Source organism: Anaerococcus senegalensis JC48 (assembly GCF_000321005.1).
GTDB classification, from domain to species: domain Bacteria; phylum Bacillota; class Clostridia; order Tissierellales; family Peptoniphilaceae; genus Anaerococcus; species Anaerococcus senegalensis.
In genome coordinates, this window is sequence record NZ_HE578907.1 from 1,217,256 (window position 1) to 1,234,422 (window position 17,167).

At 27.8% G+C, this 17,167-nt stretch carries 16 protein-coding genes and 1 riboswitch; of the genes, 1 reads left to right on the forward strand and 15 read right to left on the reverse strand.

Annotation, left to right across the window (positions count from 1 at the left end; translation table 11 throughout):
- Positions 1-34 precede the first annotated feature (34 nt).
- The 15 genes from hemL to ASHG_RS05925 form a co-directional block, all read right to left on the reverse strand.
- Entirely contained in the window at positions 35-1,315 is a 1,281-nt protein-coding gene (gene hemL, locus ASHG_RS05855; protein ID WP_040398147.1) for a glutamate-1-semialdehyde 2,1-aminomutase, read from the reverse strand.
- The gene (gene hemB / locus ASHG_RS05860; protein ID WP_244264257.1) at positions 1,315-2,274 is read right to left on the reverse strand and encodes a porphobilinogen synthase; all 960 of its coding nucleotides are present in this window, start codon (positions 2,272-2,274) and stop codon (positions 1,315-1,317) included. Before hemB ends, hemL begins: the two co-directional genes overlap by 1 nt.
- Entirely contained in the window at positions 2,261-4,600 is a 2,340-nt protein-coding gene (hemC, locus tag ASHG_RS08750) for a hydroxymethylbilane synthase (RefSeq protein ID WP_051145888.1), read from the reverse strand. Before hemC ends, hemB begins: the two co-directional genes overlap by 14 nt.
- On the reverse strand, positions 4,600-5,193 hold the full coding sequence (locus ASHG_RS05870; RefSeq protein ID WP_040398149.1) for a precorrin-2 dehydrogenase/sirohydrochlorin ferrochelatase family protein: 594 nt from the start codon (positions 5,191-5,193) through the stop codon (positions 4,600-4,602). Before ASHG_RS05870 ends, hemC begins: the two co-directional genes overlap by 1 nt.
- Positions 5,190-6,416, reverse strand: a complete 1,227-nt coding sequence (gene hemA / locus ASHG_RS05875) for a glutamyl-tRNA reductase (protein WP_040398151.1) — start codon at positions 6,414-6,416, stop codon at positions 5,190-5,192. The genes ASHG_RS05870 and hemA overlap by 4 nt, the downstream gene beginning before the upstream one ends.
- 121 nt (positions 6,417-6,537) lie before the next feature.
- Positions 6,538-7,389 carry an ROK family protein gene (locus ASHG_RS05880; protein WP_040398152.1) on the reverse strand — a complete coding sequence of 284 codons (852 nt, stop codon included), beginning with the start codon at positions 7,387-7,389 and terminating at the stop codon, positions 6,538-6,540.
- Position 7,390: 1 nt separating this feature from the next.
- Positions 7,391-8,809, reverse strand: a complete 1,419-nt coding sequence (locus ASHG_RS05885) for a S41 family peptidase (protein ID WP_040398154.1) — start codon at positions 8,807-8,809, stop codon at positions 7,391-7,393.
- Entirely contained in the window at positions 8,793-9,140 is a 348-nt protein-coding gene (locus ASHG_RS05890) for a hypothetical protein (RefSeq protein ID WP_040398155.1), read from the reverse strand. Before ASHG_RS05890 ends, ASHG_RS05885 begins: the two co-directional genes overlap by 17 nt.
- 27 nt (positions 9,141-9,167) lie before the next feature.
- Complete coding sequence (tsaD, locus tag ASHG_RS05895; RefSeq protein ID WP_040398157.1) at positions 9,168-10,178, reverse strand: tRNA (adenosine(37)-N6)-threonylcarbamoyltransferase complex transferase subunit TsaD; 1,011 nt, start codon at positions 10,176-10,178, stop codon at positions 9,168-9,170.
- Positions 10,175-10,612, reverse strand: a complete 438-nt coding sequence (gene rimI / locus ASHG_RS05900; protein ID WP_040398158.1) for a ribosomal protein S18-alanine N-acetyltransferase — start codon at positions 10,610-10,612, stop codon at positions 10,175-10,177. The genes tsaD and rimI overlap by 4 nt, the downstream gene beginning before the upstream one ends.
- Positions 10,605-11,273: a tRNA (adenosine(37)-N6)-threonylcarbamoyltransferase complex dimerization subunit type 1 TsaB gene (gene tsaB / locus ASHG_RS05905; RefSeq protein WP_040398160.1), complete on the reverse strand. Its 669-nt coding sequence runs from the start codon at positions 11,271-11,273 to the stop codon at positions 10,605-10,607. Before tsaB ends, rimI begins: the two co-directional genes overlap by 8 nt.
- 14 nt (positions 11,274-11,287) lie before the next feature.
- Positions 11,288-11,707 carry a tRNA (adenosine(37)-N6)-threonylcarbamoyltransferase complex ATPase subunit type 1 TsaE gene (gene tsaE, locus ASHG_RS05910; protein WP_040398162.1) on the reverse strand — a complete coding sequence of 140 codons (420 nt, stop codon included), beginning with the start codon at positions 11,705-11,707 and terminating at the stop codon, positions 11,288-11,290.
- Positions 11,708-11,948: 241 nt separating this feature from the next.
- Positions 11,949-12,545, reverse strand: a complete 597-nt coding sequence (locus tag ASHG_RS05915; protein WP_040398164.1) for an ECF transporter S component — start codon at positions 12,543-12,545, stop codon at positions 11,949-11,951.
- A gap of 64 nt (positions 12,546-12,609) precedes the next feature.
- Positions 12,610-12,723, reverse strand: a riboswitch (FMN riboswitch).
- A 53-nt stretch (positions 12,724-12,776) separates the two neighbouring features.
- Entirely contained in the window at positions 12,777-13,442 is a 666-nt protein-coding gene (locus ASHG_RS05920; RefSeq protein ID WP_040398166.1) for a winged helix-turn-helix domain-containing protein, read from the reverse strand.
- Between the two features lie 296 nt (positions 13,443-13,738).
- Positions 13,739-15,724: a restriction endonuclease subunit S domain-containing protein gene (locus tag ASHG_RS05925; RefSeq protein ID WP_040398167.1), complete on the reverse strand. Its 1,986-nt coding sequence runs from the start codon at positions 15,722-15,724 to the stop codon at positions 13,739-13,741.
- 177 nt (positions 15,725-15,901) lie between these two features.
- On the opposite strand from ASHG_RS05925, the gene ASHG_RS08755 reads away from it, so the two are divergent.
- The gene (locus ASHG_RS08755) at positions 15,902-17,023 is read left to right on the forward strand and encodes a DUF5633 domain-containing protein (RefSeq protein WP_051145889.1); all 1,122 of its coding nucleotides are present in this window, start codon (positions 15,902-15,904) and stop codon (positions 17,021-17,023) included.
- The last annotated feature ends 144 nt before the right edge of the window (positions 17,024-17,167 follow it).

A 17,167-nucleotide genomic window follows, 5' to 3' on the forward strand; every position in this document is an offset into this window, starting at 1 on the left:
CTTGATTTTTATTTTCAAGATGGGTTTTTTTATTTTATTTTGTTTTTTTAATATATTCCAGGGCTTTTTTGTTTTGTTCTATTGTGTAGTTTATTATATCATCATCCAAGGCATCGGACATGAACATTGCTTCAAATTGGGCAGGTGGTAGGAGAATTTTTTTCTCTTTCATGTAATTGAAATATTTTGAATAGGTCTCAAGGTCTGCTTTTTGGACATCGTCGTATGATCTTATTTGGTCAAATTCTCCAAAAAATATTGACATCATTGATTTATACCTTGTTACAAATCCATCTACTCCTGTTTGTTTTAGGTTATCTTTAAATCCTTCTTCTAGCATTTTTGCATATTTTTCAAGCCTTTGATAGATGTCTGGATTTTCTTTTAATATTGTCAAAACATCAAGTCCCATTTTCATTATAAATGGGGATCCTGATAGAGTTCCTGCTTGGTAAACTGGGCCAATTGGTGATAAGACTTCCATTATTTCTCGTCTTCCTCCAAAGCCTCCTACTGGCATTCCCCCTCCTACAATTTTTCCAAAGCAAAACATATCTGGTTTTACTCCAAATTCTGTAGAAATTGATCCAAATTTTAGTCTGAAGGCTGTGATTACTTCGTCAAATATTAAGACTATATTTTTTTCTTGGGTGATTTTTCTTAGCTCTTTTACAAATTCCAAATCTATTGGAACAACTCCCATGTTTCCTGCTATTGGTTCAAGAATTACTGCAGCTACTTGACCTTCATTTTCTACTAGGGTTTTTTTGACTGATTCTATGTCGTTATATTTGCAAACTAGGGTATCTTTTATTACTTCTTTTGGAACTCCTGCTGATGTGGCTACGTTAAAGGTCAAGGCTCCTGATCCTGATTTTACCAAAAGTCCATCAGAGTGGCCGTGATAGCATCCTTCAAATTTTATTATCTTATCTTTTTTTGTAAATCCTCTTGCACATCTTATGGCTGACATGGTGGCTTCTGTTCCAGAATTTACCATTCTTATCATGTCTGTATCGAAGGCCTCTGCCAAAAATTTTGCCATTTCGATTTCTACTTTTGTAGGAAGGCCAAAGGTAAGTCCTTCTTCCAAATATCCCTTTGCTTTTTCGATTAATTCTTTTTTACCATGGCCCAAAATCATTGGTCCCCATGAGGAAATAAAATCTATATAGGCTTCGTCATTTTCATCTACTATGGTTGATCCCTTTCCATATTTTGCAAAAAGTGGATTGCCACCGACTGCCCCAAAGGCTCTTACTGGTGAGTTTACTCCACCTGGTATATATTTTTTCGCTTGATCAAAAAGACTCATTATTTATCTCCTCTCAATTTTTTTGCCATTTCTTTTGCGTGATAGGTAATTATTAATTTTGCCCCGGCTCTTTTTATTGAAATTAATATTTCATAAATTATTTCTTCATTTACAAGGCCCATTTTTATGGCATTTTTTACCATAGAATATTCCCCACTAACATTATAGGCAACAATATTTGTGTTGAAATTATCCTTTGTTCTTTGAATTATATCCAAAAATGATAGGGCTGGCTTTACAATTATAAAATCTGCATCTTCTTCAAGGTCAAGGTCAATTTCTCTCATTGCCTCGTTTGAATTGTGATAATCCATTTGGTAAGATTTTCTATCGCCAAATGATGGGGCAGAATCTGCTGCATCCCTAAAAGGTCCGTAGAAATTTGATGCGTATTTTGCAGAATAGGACATTATTGGAATATTTTTAAAATTATTTTCATCAAGAATTTTTCTAATTGCCTTTATCCTAAAATCCATCATGTCTGATGGGGCAATTATATCTGCTCCGGCCTTAGCGTGGGATAGGGCAATTCTTGCAATATAGGAAACAGTTTCGTCATTTAAAACGTGTCCCTCGTGGTCTAAAATTCCACAATGACCGTGGTCTGTGTACTCGCACATACAAACATCTGTTATTACTATTAAGTCTTTATTTATTTCTTTTATTTTTCTTACAGCCTTTTGGATAATTCCATCTTCTGCATAAGCTTCTGATCCGTGGTCGTCTTTTTTGTTTGGAATTCCAAATAAAATTACAGATTTTATTCCAAGATCTACAATTTCATTTATCTCATCTTCCAATTTATCCAAGGAAAAATGATAGCAATCTGGCATTGAAGGAATTTCTTTTTTTATCCCTTCCCCTTCTACAACAAAAAGTGGGTAAATAAAATCTGAAATTTCAAGGCTAGTTTCTTTTGTCATTTGTCTTAAAACTTTGTTTTCTCTAATTCTTCTCATTCTCATAATCTTCTACTATCCTTTCTATCAAAGAATCTACACTTTGTTTTTTGGATTCTTTGTACACTTCTAGTCCATGATTTTTTATTGTTTGGCTGGTAATTTGACCTATTGAATATATTTTTGTATTTTTTAATGACTCTTTGCCATAAATTTCTACAAAATTATTTACACAAGATGATGATGTAAAAATCACCCCATCAAAATCAAGGTCAATATCTTCTTTTTCTGCCTTTATATTGTCATAAATTTCAATTTCATCCAAGTCTCCTATCTTTCTAAGGCCTTCTATTATTATTTTCCTAGATAGGTTTGAGTGAGGGAAAAATATTTTATCATCTTTTTTGACATATTTTTCCATTTGGTCAAGGAGATTTTCCCCGACAAAATTTCTTGGGACTATGTCGACTTTCAAATTATATTTTTCTATTTCTTTTTTAGTTTTTTCTCCTATAGCTGCAATTTTAACTTTTTCAATATCCCTTATATCGTGGTTTTCTATTAATTTATCGAAAAATATTTTTACAGCGTTTTTGGATGTAAATACCAAATAATCATATGAAAAATCTTTGAATTTTTCTTCTAATATGTCAGTATTTTTTTCTAAAATTTTTATTGTTGGAATAATTTTTACATCAAAGCCCAAGGCCTCTAATTTTTCCTTATCTTTTATTGTTGATTCATAATCACGGGTGAGGGCGATTTTTTTGCCAAAATTTTTGCTTTCAAAATAGTTTAAATACTCCCTAATGCCAACTGTATCAGAAACTACAACTATGGCAGGTCTTTTTATTTTTTCAAGGTCGATTTCATCCATTACTTTTTCTACAGTCGATGTATAGACTTTTTGTTTTGGACTTGACCCATTTGAAATAATGGCAATTTTTTTATCCTTTTTTATGCCTCCATCTATCAAGTCTTTTATAATATTTGGAAGATTTTTAAGTCCCATATAAAATACTAGGGTTCCTGGAAGTTTGGCATATTTTTTGAAATCTTCATTTTGATTTTTTGACCTATGGCCTGTAATAAAGGAAATTGATGTTGCCATATTTCTGTGGCTTGCTGGAATTCCTGCTGTGTTTAGGCAAACTATTCCCGATGTAAGGCCTGGCATGGTTTCAAATTCTAGTCCATTTTCTTTTATAAAAAGAGCTTCTTCAGACCCTCTTCCAAAAACATAAGGATCTCCACCTTTTAATCTAACAACTTTTTTGCCAGTTTTTGCCTTATCAACCATCAATTTATTTATGTCATCTTGGCTTAAAACATGGTCGCCCATAGATTTTCCCACATAATACAAGTCCTTATTTCTATATGGGTCAAGAATTTCTTGGTTTAAAAGCCTATCGTAAATTATTACATCAGCCTTATCTAGGGCTTTTTTTACTGCAAGAGTTATATTATTTTTTGAACCAATTCCTGCCCCTGCAAGGATTATTTTTTTGTAGGATTTTTTCTTTAAATTTCTTGCCAATTTTTGGGCAAGATAAATCCTATCAGAAATATTTCCTGAAACTTTTTGGTAATTTATCTTATCATCCTTGTCAAAGGCCATAGACCCTGTGAGACTAATCTTATCATGGTCAATTTCTGTAAAAATTCCCATAGGAGTCGAACAATCTGCTCCCAATTCTTTTTGAAAGGCCCTTTCTGTTTCCATCCTAAAAAGAGTCTTGTCGTCAGAATTTTTCTTAAAAATTTCAAATAATTTTTTATCTTCTTTTCTAATTTCTATACCCAAAATCCCCTGGCAAGGTGATGGGGTAAAAATATGAGGATCAAGGTCAAAGTTAATTTTTCCATCAAGACCTGCCCTTTTTAAGCCAGATTTTGCAAGGATAACCCCGTCGAGATTTTCACTTTGAATCTTTTTTATCCTTGTTTCAACATTTCCCCTGATTGCCTTAAATTTTATATTTGAAAAATAATTTTTCCCCTGACAAATTCTTCTATTTGATCCAGTTCCTACAAATGCATTATTTAAATCATCCATTTTTTTAAAAACTTCTTTTCCAACAAAAGAATCCCTAGGATCTTCTCCTTTTAAAGGTGGGGTAAAAAACAATCTCTCATTAATTTCTGACGGCATATCTTTTAGGGAATGAACTGCTACATCAATTGTTTTATCCAAAAGTTTTTCTTCAATTTCCCTTACAAAAACTCCCTTTGAATTAAGTTGGTCAATTTTTTTATCTCTATTTCTATCTCCCTTGGTAGAAATTTCTACAATTTGGGCATCAAGGCCTTCTTTTTCCAAAATATCCTTTACCATATTTGCCTGGATCAAGGCAAGCTTACTCGCTCTACTTCCTATTTTTATCATTAAATCTTCTCCAAATATTTTTTCAAAAATTCCTTATCTTCCTTATAAAGGTCCAACAAAAGAGCCTTATTATAAATTCCGTTTTTTCTTAATTTATGACGAATTTTTATCATTAATTCTATTTTTTCCTTATCAAGACTATCCAAATATTTTTCCAAATCATCTCCAATAAGTGAAGAAACAATTGGAATTTGACCCTTACTTGATATAGAAATATCTACAAATTCATTGGAAATATTTTTCCTTAAATAAAAATCACTTCCAAAAGAATCAGACAAGTCCAAACTACTAATTCCTAAATTTTTAGCTTTTTTTCTCAAAATCTTATTTAATTTATTATCACCTGTTGCCAAAAATAAAAAATCGCATGGAGGAAAAATAAAATTTTCATCAATATTTTTTTTAATAATTTTTATCCTATGTGAATTTTCTCTATAAAGTTTTAGAATTTCTCCATCAAATTCTTTTGCATATACAAGAAATAGAAACTCCCCTTTTAGAAGAGATTTTATTTTTCTTTTTGCAATTTCTCCTCCACCTAGAAATAAACAAATCTTATCTTTTGAATCTATAGAAATTGGAAAATATCTCATTTTTTATACACCTTTGTCAATATTTTTAAAGTTTTATCAAAGTCTTCATCATGATTTTCTTTAATAGTCAAAACTGGATCGCGAGCAATTTTTTTTAAGGCATTTCTAACCGCCTTATCAACTTTCTTTTTTTGAGAAGCTGTCATATCAGTCTTTCTAAAAATATAATCCATTGTCTTATCAGCCAAATCATCACATCTGTCATTTAAATCTTTTAAAATATAGTCAATCTTAACTTCCTTCATCCATTTATAAAATTCCTCAGATTTTTCATCAATATTAGCCCTATAAGACTGTAAAATTGTTCTTCTTTTATCAAGATTTTTTCTAGAAATATCCTTAATTGAATCAACATCAAAAAGTTTTATATTAGAAAAATTTGCAATTTCAGGATCACAATCCCTAGGAAGAGCAAGGTCAAAAATATTTATTTCATTTTTTATATTTTTAAAATAATCTTTTTTTAGAACAAGGTGGGGAGAAGCTGTTGCAGAAAAAATAAAATCCATGTCTCCAAGATTTTCTTGGATTTTTTCATAAGAAATAATATTTATATTTCCGTATTCCTTTTGCATTTTTATAGACTTATCCATATTCCAATTTGAAATATAAATATCAGCTCCTGTTTCCATTAAATTTTCTATACAAAGTCTTCCAATATTTCCAATTCCAATTACAAGGGCGTTTTTATTTGATAAATTTCCAATCTCTTGAGCTTTTTTTACGGAAATATATGGAAGAGAAAGTGGAATATGGGAAATATTTGAATCTGATTTGATTTTTTTGGAAAGATTTATAGATCTTTTTAGGGCCTCTGATAAGATTTTTTTGCAAAAACCAAGGCTAAGACTTGTCTCATAAGCATCACTAACTTGACCTAAAATTTGATCTTCTCCTACAATCAATGAATCGAGACCACAAGTTAGAGAAAAGAGATGATTTATAGCATCTAAATCTTTTTTTACAAAAATAAAAGATGATAGGTCATCAAGAGTAAAAAATTCTTCAAAAAACTTCACAAAAAATTTATCAGAAAATTTATCATCACTTGACAAGGCAAAAATTTCAGACCTATTACAAGTTGAAAGAATAACAACTTCCTCAAAACCATAACTTTCCAAAATTTCACTGGCTTCTATAATATCAGAATCTTTAAAATGAACTTTTTCTCGAACATCAATTCCTGCTCTATGATGATTTAGGCCAAATGAATAAAAAAACAAAATCTTCCCCCCCTTATTAATTACTACTAATATTATACTATTTAAAAAAACAAAATAAAAAAGCCCAGCTAAAGCTGGGATTTCTAAAAAATTATTGTTTTATAAAATTAGTAAACATTTCTTACAATGATTTTGCTAATAAATATCCGCCTATTAAGGCTGAATCATTTTCTAATTTTGGTTTTACTATATAATCTTTGCTATTTTTTATTGGAACATATTCGCCTTTTATTTTGTCAAATTCTTCTCTTATAATTTCTATAAAGCCATTTTTATTTATCAATCCTCCACCTATTATTACAATTTCTGGTCTTAATACCAAGGTGTATGTGTAGATTGCTTGAGCTATATAATTTGCTGCAATTTTAAAGGCTTTTTCATTTATATCAGCTTCTTTTGGATTTTTTCCGAGTCTTTTTTGAACACTTGGACCACAAGCAAGTCCTTCTAGGCAATCTTCGTGATAGGTGCAAATTGATTTGAAGTCATCATCTTTTATTCTTTTTATATTTATATGGCCCATTTCTGGATGGGAAAATCCATTTAATAATTTTCCGTTTTGGATATAAGCTCCACCAATTCCCGTTCCTATAGTTAAATATAAACTAGAATTTAATTTTTCTCCCGCTCCTTTGTTTGCTTCTCCAATTAATGACAAAGCAACATCTGTTACGATTTTTATTTTTTGGCAAACTTGTTTTTTTAAATTTCCTAACAAATCATAGTTTGCCCAAAGTTTTTTTGGTGTATTTTGAATATAGCCATATGTTTTTGAATTTTCATTTAAATCTATTGGTCCAAATGCACCGACTCCTAGGGCTTCTACTGGATTTTTTTTATAAAATTTTCCAATTTCTTCTAAATTTTCGCAAGGATTTTTGGTATCAATCCAACAATCATCTATTAGTTTCCCTTTTTCGTCAAAGCTTGCACATTTTATTTTTGTTCCACCAAACTCTATTGAGCCGTACATTCTATTCTCCTATTTTTTCAAGTTTTTTTATTGTATCTATCGATTCATTCAAACTTTCTGTGACTATATCAACATTTGTTTTTTCTTCTTCATTTATTGAGCCATCTGGAGCATATCCTAGGGTGTTTGTATAGGTAAATACTAAACCTGAATTTGGTAGTACATCATTTATTAATCCAAGAGTTATTCCATCTCCTCCTGTTTTGTGTCCTACTAGTTTTGCAATTTTTGCATTTTTACAAAAACTTGCAAATCCTTCAGCTGCAGAATATACTCCTTCGTCTACCAATAAATATAAATTGCCTTCAAATTTATTTTCTTTTTGTGGAGTAATTTCTATATCATCCTTGCTATAATATGAAAAATCTTTTAAATCTTCTATGTGATTTAAATCTAGTTTTGTTAAATCTACATTTTCTATATTCTCGTAATAAATATTTTCACTTTCCAAAAGCATTTTTGAACGCATTCCATCTCTAAAAAACATATGATTTGCAATCGAAACTTTTTTTTCTATTAATCTTGGAAGAAGATAATCTTGCCAATATTCAACATTTCCACCAGAATTTTGTCTAATATCTATTATTATAGTTTTTAAATCAGGATTGTCTTTTAAAAATTTATCTAATTTTTTCATATCATCAGATAATTCATATTCTGCAAGCATTTCGTTAATTCTTATAAGACCAAGTTCTGGTTCTATTATTTTTGTTTGTAAATTTTCACCATTATCTTCTGTAAGTGTTTCTATAGAAGTTTTTTTGTGTCCTGCTCTTTTTTTTGATTTTTTCTTTTCAATTTCACTAGATTGAACACCCTTTATATCATATCTATCTCTTACACTTTCCTTATTCATAGTCAAAAATTCATAATACATGGAAGGATCTTTCCAAAAATGTGAATAATATTCTAAAGTTTCTTTTACATATTCTTTTCCTGCAATTGTTGCATGATCATTGTGAAGATCTGCCATTATATTTTGCATTATTCTTTGAAATTCTTGGTCACTTTTGCAAAATTTAACTTCATTTAAATATCTTGAATAATTCGCTAGAAAATCGATACCATATTGTCTTTTCAAAATCCCAAAAAATGGATAATTATCTTTTATTTGATTAAAAAGGTAATTGAAATCCTCGATTCTTTCTTCTTGACTTAATTCTTTTTTATCTTTCTTATCTTTAAAAACTAAATCACAAGGCCCATCTAACTTTTTATACCAAGTTAGGTATTCATCTGTTGATTTAAATTCATCAATTTGGTCTGGATTAAATTTTATTATCTTTTTTTCTTTTGGTTTTTTCTCAGATAATATTATATCTTTTCTTTGATTAAGATAATCTATTCTTCTTTGAGCACAAGATGAAAACAAAATGATAAAGACCAAAACTATCAGACTTAATTTACTTTTTTTCTTCATCAAGTCCTCCACTAATTACCCAATCTCTTTTTTTAATTTCATATAAAAATGGAAGAATTCCTATGGGATTTATTAGTGAAAAAACTGCAATCATCAATAAATAAAATGATAATTTTCTTTTTTCATATCTCATTATAGATCCCATACTTTTGTTGTTTATTCTTATTAAGTAAATAGCTCTTAAAAATAAAAAGAATCCTCCAATAAGCTCCAAACTTTCTATATAATATATGCCAAAAGCAAAAACAAATATTGCAGACAAAAAGTAAAGAAAGTAGGCTATTTTGTTTTTTTTGTTGTAATTTTTAATTTTTATATTTTCTCTACTCATAAGTCTATTATATCAAATTATATTAAATTAAAGTCCTAAATTAGGATAAACTTTTAAATAATTATCAGATCTTTTTCCATCTTTGTAATTTAAATATCCTGCCATAGCAATCATTGCAGCATTATCTGTACACAAAATTATATCTGGATTATAAAATTTGACATCTCTTTTGTCACATTCTTCTTTTAATCTTTCTTTTAGTCTAGAATTTGCTGCAACTCCTCCAGAAACTGCCAAAGTTTTTAGACCAGATTCATCTATTAGTCTCATAGATTTTTCTACCAAGACATCCACAACTGCTTCTTGGAAGCTTGCTGCCAAATCAGCCTTGTTTATTTCTATATTTTTTTGATTTTGTTGGTTAATGTAATTTAAAACTGCAGTTTTTAGACCTGAAAATGAAAAATCATAAGAATCTTTTTCAAGCATAATTCTTGGAAAATCTATTGCATCCTTATTTCCTTCTTTTGCAAGTTTATCAATTTTTGGTCCGCCAGGATATCCAAGTCCTATGCTTCTTGCAATTTTATCGTAAGATTCTCCAGCTGCATCATCTCTTGTTGTTCCGATTATCTCATAATCTGTGTAGCCATTTACTTTTACAAGATAAGTATGGCCCCCACTTACAACCAAAGAAATAAATGGTGGTTCAAGGTCCTTATTTGACAAATAATTTGCACAAATATGCCCTTGCATATGATTTGTACCAATCATTGGAATATTTGCTGCCAAAGAAAGAGCCTTAGCTGCAGAAATTCCTACCAAAAGTGAACCAATAAGTCCTGGTCCTTTGGTTACAGATATTAAATCTATATCATCATATTTTAAATTACAATCATCTAAAGCTTTTTCTATTAGAGGATTTATAGCTTCAAGATGTTTTCTTGAAGCTATCTCTGGTACAACTCCTCCAAATATTTTATGTATATCAATTTGAGATGATATTAAATTTACTAAAACTTCTCTATCATTTTTTAAAATAGAAACTGAGCTATCATCGCAAGATGTTTCAATCCCCATAGTATAAAAATCTTTCATATCAATTCCTTTAACATTATAAAAGCATCTTCGTGAGTTAAACTATAATAATTTTTCCTAAGTCTAATCTTTTCAAAACCAAATTTTTCATACAAATTAATTGCTGGGATATTTTTAGTAGAAACTTCTAGCCAAATTTTTGAAATTTTTAAATTTCTAGAAGAATTTATCAAATGCTCAAGCATATAAGAGGCAATTTTTTGACCTCGATTTTTTTCATCTACTGCAATTGTATAAATTTCTACTTCATCCAAAATTTTAGAAATTATGTAAAAACCTACAGTTTCCCCACTTTTTTCATAAACAAAATGTCTTTTGTGTTTATTTTTTTCAATATCATTTATTAGGTCTTTTTTTGGTAAGGGCCTATAAAATGAATTACTTTCAATTCTATAAACTTTGTCTGTATCAGCTACAGTCATTGTTCTAATCATTTTTCTTTTCTCTGTCCCTTTCCGCTTGTGATTTTCTCAAATAATTTGGAACAAGCTTATAAAGATCAAAATCCTCATCCTTTTTTTCAAGTGCAAGTTTGCATAAATTTTTACCAATACAAGATCTGTAAGAAAAATCTAAAATCCTTGCCCTATCAAATTTATCCTCATATTTTTCACTAACTTCTGAAACTAAATCAAAATCTATATTTTTTTCGTTGCAAAGTTTTGAAAAATCATCGATATTATATAAGTCTTCTTTTACAATTTCATTCATATTCTCATCATACATTACCCCATAGACTCTTTTTCCTCTAGCATCAAGCATGGCTACTTTCGCTGAATTTGAAGAAGAATTTAGGGCAAGGGCCTTTAAAGTTGAAATCGGAATTAATTTTTTATTTCCAACTTGGGCAAAAGTCTTTGCAATGGTCATGCCAATTCTTAAACCCGTAAAAGATCCAGGGCCTTGGCTAATGGCAAAAATATCAATATCAGAAAGCTTTAGTCCCAAAAGTTTTAACAAAGTTTCAATCATTGGAACAAGCGATTCAGAATGAGTTTTTTCTTGATTTACATTAAAATCTCCAATGATTTTTTCATCTTCAACAACAGTTACAGTAGAAATCATTGTGGAAGTATCAATTCCTAAAACTCTCATTAAAATCTCCTAACCTAAAATTTAACACTAATATCTCTAGTGTTCTCGTCTATTTTTTCTATATTTACTTCAATCATATCATCTGGAAGATAATCTTTTGCCTTATCCGCCCATTCCAAAAATGTAATGGCGTCTTCAGGATAAAAATAATTTTCATAATCAATATCCAAAATTTCATCAGGATCTTCAAACCTATAAAGATCAAGATGATAAATTGAAAAATCCTCCTCATCTTTTTTGCCATCATAAATATTTACAATGGCAAAAGTTGGTGATGAAGTATTACAAATTCCAAAATATTTACAAATATAAGAAACAAAAGTAGTCTTACCGCTACCCATATCTCCAATAAGATTTATTACTTGTCCTTTTTTCAATTTTTTGGAAAAATCAAAAGCAAAATCTTCCATTTCTTTCAAAGAATTAATTCTCATAAAAACTCCTTGTCACTTATTATACTACAAAAGTTTAATTTTAAGGCATTTTGTAAAATATATTATAATCCAAAATAAAAATATTCCAATATATTTTCAAATAAAATTATCCAATCTAGATTAAAGTAAACAAAATAGAGAAAATGTAGTGATCTATTTATTTAAATTTATAAAATATTTTATTTTAATCTTTAGCTAAAATAAAAAAACAGACAATAAAGTCTGTTTTAATTTAAAATTATTATCTTCTATCGTGTAAAATTGAAGAAACGTGTTTATATAATAATTTTGTCACCAAAATTTCAATAAATCCTTTGATTAAATTAAATGGAACTATAGCAAAAATCATCATGGTAAAATATGATTTTACCAAGGCATTTGTTTTGTTTGCCATTGCTACAAAAGCGCCCATATCAACTCCCATTGCCTTTCCGTAAAGTGGGAAAATTACAAAGGCATTTGATAGGGTTGCTGCAAGCGTCATTATTAACATTCCACAAATCATAGCTATTGTTGCATTCTTTTTGGTTTTATTTTTTTTATAAATACTTGATGAAACAAATACAAAAAGTCCACCAACAACAAAATTTGAAATTTCTCCTACTCCATATGTGCTTGTTTTACTTAAATTCAAAATATTTTTAATAAGTTGAATCAAAACTCCATATATTGGTCCCATTGAAAATCCACCTATAAGAGCTGGTACATCAGCAAGGTCAACTTTCATAAATGGCGGAGCAACTGGAATTGGAAATTGTACAAACATTAAAATAAAACTCATTGCGGCAAGTATTCCAACTTTTACCATATTTCTTAATTTTCTTTGATCATGACTCATAAACTCCTCCTAAATTTTGGCATAAAAAAATGCCCATTCAGGGCTAAAAAATTTCTCATAAAAAGAATATCTTCTTTCATCCAGACTTTAACTGTCGGTATGGGAATTTCACCCATTCAGTAAAAACTCGCGGACTTTACCGCCGGTTAAGGAATCTAACCTCACCCTGAAGATATTAATATGATAGCACAAAATTATTTTTTTAACAAGAAAAATAAGCCTAAACTGACTTTATTTTTCAATATCACAAGATTCCATAATCCATGAATAACCTTGTCCTCTAATTGTTTTTATTGGTTCCAATTTTGCTTTTTTAAATTCTTTACGGATTTTTCTAACATGTTCTCTAACAGATCTATCAGTTGTTTCTATTCCTTGTTTTGACATTTCCTCTACTATAGTTTCTTTTGAAACTGCTTTATTCATATTTTTAATAAGGATTGTGCAAAGGCTAATTTCTGATTTTGTAAGATCTAATATATCGTTTCCTATCCTAAAAATCCCATTGTCAACTTCAATTGAACAAAAGCCAAATGAAATTATTTTGGAATTATTAATTTCTTCAACTTTTTTTAGGGTAAATTTAACAAATTCATCCCTTGAATAAGAATGAATTACAAAATCTTTGTCATCAATTTTAGCTTCGTAGGGACTTTTTTTGTACCTATCTGTAAGATAAATCACTGGAATATCAGTGGTTTGTTTTATGTACTGAATAAGTTCAATGCATCTGGTATGAGTCATATCCACCAAAATCAAATCAAATTCTGATAGATCATCTTCCAAAATTATTTCTTCAAAATTTTCATATTTTTTTACAACAACTTCATTTTCATCAAATTTAGAGTTTAGCAAGTTAGAAATTCCATTTTTATATTCCATAGATGCTATTTTCATAACTTCTCCTAACTTTTAAGTTTTATCACTTTAAATCTGTGATAAACTCATTCACTTTAATTATATAGAAAAATTAGCTCATTAGCAAGATTAATATTTAATTTTTTTTGTATTTTTATCCTATAAAAAGCTCTACAAATATTAGTTTTGATCAAATAATTTCTCATTAATTTTATTAAGATTATCTAATTTTCTATAATATTTTTTAAGATTATTTATATTATTCATGAAGCTTTCTTTTATAATTTCCATTTTATCACTATCGTAGATATTTATTTCCATATTTTTTAATAAACTTATTGATAAATTTTTTTATTTTTATAATTTTTAAAAATAAGATTTTGTGCCTTTTTTGATTGAAGATATGCCCATATATAAAAAGGTTCTATTTTATTTTTATCTATTTTTACTATAAACAAATTATCATTTGCTAAATATTTTTCATCATCTTCAATTAAAATTACTTTATATGGTGGTGATTTTGATATTATTAGGTCATTTTTTTGTGCAAAAATAAGCTTATTTTTAGAACAATCGAGTCTTATCATAGAATCATCTAAAAATCCTTTTGAAATATTTGAATTTGTAATATAAGGGATGCCATCATTTGAATATTTTAATCCCATATTTAAAAGCTCAGCCATAGAGTAGCCTCTTCTTATAAAAGTAATAAATTCTTCAAGCTTGTAAATTTTTTCTGTCTTTAATGATTTTAATTTTAAAAAATTAAAATCACCTGCTAAGTCTATAGATAACTTTTTTTCTACAAATAATTTAAAATCTTTATCATAAAATTTATATGTTATTTCATTAGATTTTTTTCCTAACCTTAAAAAAACTTCTTTATTGTTACAATTTATAATCTCATATATCTTATATTTTTTTGATAATTTTCTAAATGTTCCTTTATTTTTTTCATTTATAAATTCTTGATAAGAAACAAATAAAATTGATGTATTAAACTTGTTGTTTGACAAGATTTTTTCTACTATACTTATATTTTCTTTGCAAATTCTAGAAATAAATTTATCAAATTTTAAATTTTCAATGGTATCTAAACCTATATTTAATATTTTTCCTACTGCCGAAGATTTTAGTGATTTTTTAAATAGTTTTAAAAAAATAAATGAATCTATTCTTTTTCTATCTCCAGCTAAAAAAGATGCTTTCCTAACATTTTCTAACTTTAATAAATCAATTAATGAATCTAAATCATTATCAACATTTATTAGCACACTGCCTTTTGACGAAAAGATTTGTTCGTAAAAATATAAGTTTTTCTCATTTATACTACATTTATCTTTTGTTAATAAATTGGGTAAATTTTTTATAATCTCTCTTATAATCTCTTTTGAAAAAGATGATTTTATTTTATTTATTAAAGTTTTGTATTTTGTTTCTACATTTTTTATATAAGTAAAGCTTTCTTTAGAAAGGTTGTAGGATAAATCCAAACTTGAATATAAAATAGTCATCGCAAATGCTTTATTATCTATTTTAATTAAATTTTCAATTATTTTATAATTTTTTTCTAAATAATTTATAATAAATTTGGGATAAGATTTTTGGTCAATGTTTTTTAAAAATATACTGATCAAATTAAATTGAGCATTATTTAAAGGAGCACCATAGGATGTAGGTTTGTCTACAATTTCTCCCTTAAAAATATGAGGAAATTCTTTTTCATTTACAAGATTATTAAAGGCGTAAGAGAAAATATCGAAAACACTGGACATAAGTATAAATTTAGGTTTTTCAATTCCTAATAAATAAACTTCCCTATCCAATGCTTTTAATTGGATTTTTAAATACTTATCTAGGTCTTCTTTACTTAAAGATTTTAATATTTTTTTAGTTTCATAAACTGATTTTGTTACAAGACCATTTAAATAATCACTTTTTGTAGATGTTTTTAGAAAATCTGTAATATATGTTCCTTCAAGTTTTGTAGATGTAAAAGACCTATTTAATTTTGAAATTGCAGGATCAGAAAAGGCAAATATCCCTTTTTCTAAATTATGAAAAACCCACCAAGGCCTTAAATTTGTTTTATCAAAAATATCCTTATAAACATCTCCAGAAAAATTTTTATAAATATTATAAAAATCTTCATTATCAGTAATAAGGTTTAAGGCTATATAAATAAAATCTGATTTTAAATATTTTTCTCTAAATTTCTCATCTTCTAATGAATCTGGCACTGCATTTTTTATTAAAGAATTATCCCAAACCATAAATGATGATAAATGAGAAAATTCTTTTTTTAATAATTCATACTTCATAAAATCACCTATTAAACTATTTCTATAATATAATTATACATTATATTTTTTATTTTATTAGAGTAAATTGTTACTCTATTGTTTTTATAAAATTTTTGAGGAGTCAAATTACTCAGAAATTTATATTTGTAAATGATATATTCTTTGTAAGAATATGAACAATTTATGGAGGAAAAAATGAAAAATTCTAAAAAAATAATTTTTGCTAGTGCTTTGACACTTGCTCTATCAGTTGGAACAATTTTACCAGAAAATGTAAAAGCAGATGATACTAATCCTACTAGTAGTGAACAAAAGGTTGATGATACTGTAACATTGGACTTATATTTCAAATTAGGTAATAAAGATACTGAGTTAAAAATGGGAAACAATGTTGCTGATATTAATGGAATACCTTATTCAATTGATTATGATTCGATAGGGAATTATCCTGCTAAAAGAGGAACGACTCTAAATATAAAAGTTAAAAATTCTTCTGAAGCTGGTGCAAAATATTATGCTGAAGGAACTTTTGACGTTCCAAAAGAAGGTTACAAATATAAAGATGATATAACTATAATTTTAAAAGAAATTAATAGTGAAGTAAATCCAACAAAACCTGATGATAAAAAAGATGAATCTACTGATAAAAAAGAAAATGATGACAAAGATAATAATGTAAAGCCTGAAGATAATAAAGATAATAAGGATAAAAACACAGAAGTAGAAAATAAAGATAATAAAGAAAATATTTCTGATAACAAAGAAGAAAAAGATAAAAAAGAAAATATTTCTGATAATAAAGAAGAAGACAAGAAAAACGACGATAATAAAACAGAAAATAAAAATGATGACAGCAATATAGATACTGAACAAAAAGAAGATGACAAAAATAAAGATTCTTCCTCTCAAAAAGGTAGTGGAATGGGAGAAGGCTCTTTAAAAGAAGACTTAGAATTCAAAACTTATGATACAAAAGAAGAAGCTATTGAAAAAGCAAAAGAAGCTCTTAAAAATAATGACAAATATAATCATTACGAAATAAAAACTACTGAAGATGGAAAATATTATTATGAATTGAGCAAAAAAGATAAGGAAGATATTAAAACTGTTCCAGTTCAACAAAACAATCCTAAAAAAGTTCAAACTACAAACAGTGAGCCAAAAAGAATTGTAAAAACTTCTCAAAGCCCAGCTAATGTTTCTGGTAGAGTTGCTAAATCAAATAATGTCCAAACTGGAGTTTCTAGTCTTACAAGCATAGTTGCAATAGCTTCTACAAGTCTTGCTGCTTTAATTTTATCTAAGAAAAATAAATAATTTCTATAGATATTCCCTAGCATTTTTGCTTGGGAATATTTTTTATTAAATTTTATTAATTTATTTTAATAAATTATTTTCATAAAAAATACCAGAAAATTTTAACAAATTATGATATAATAATATGTGTAAATTATGTGAATA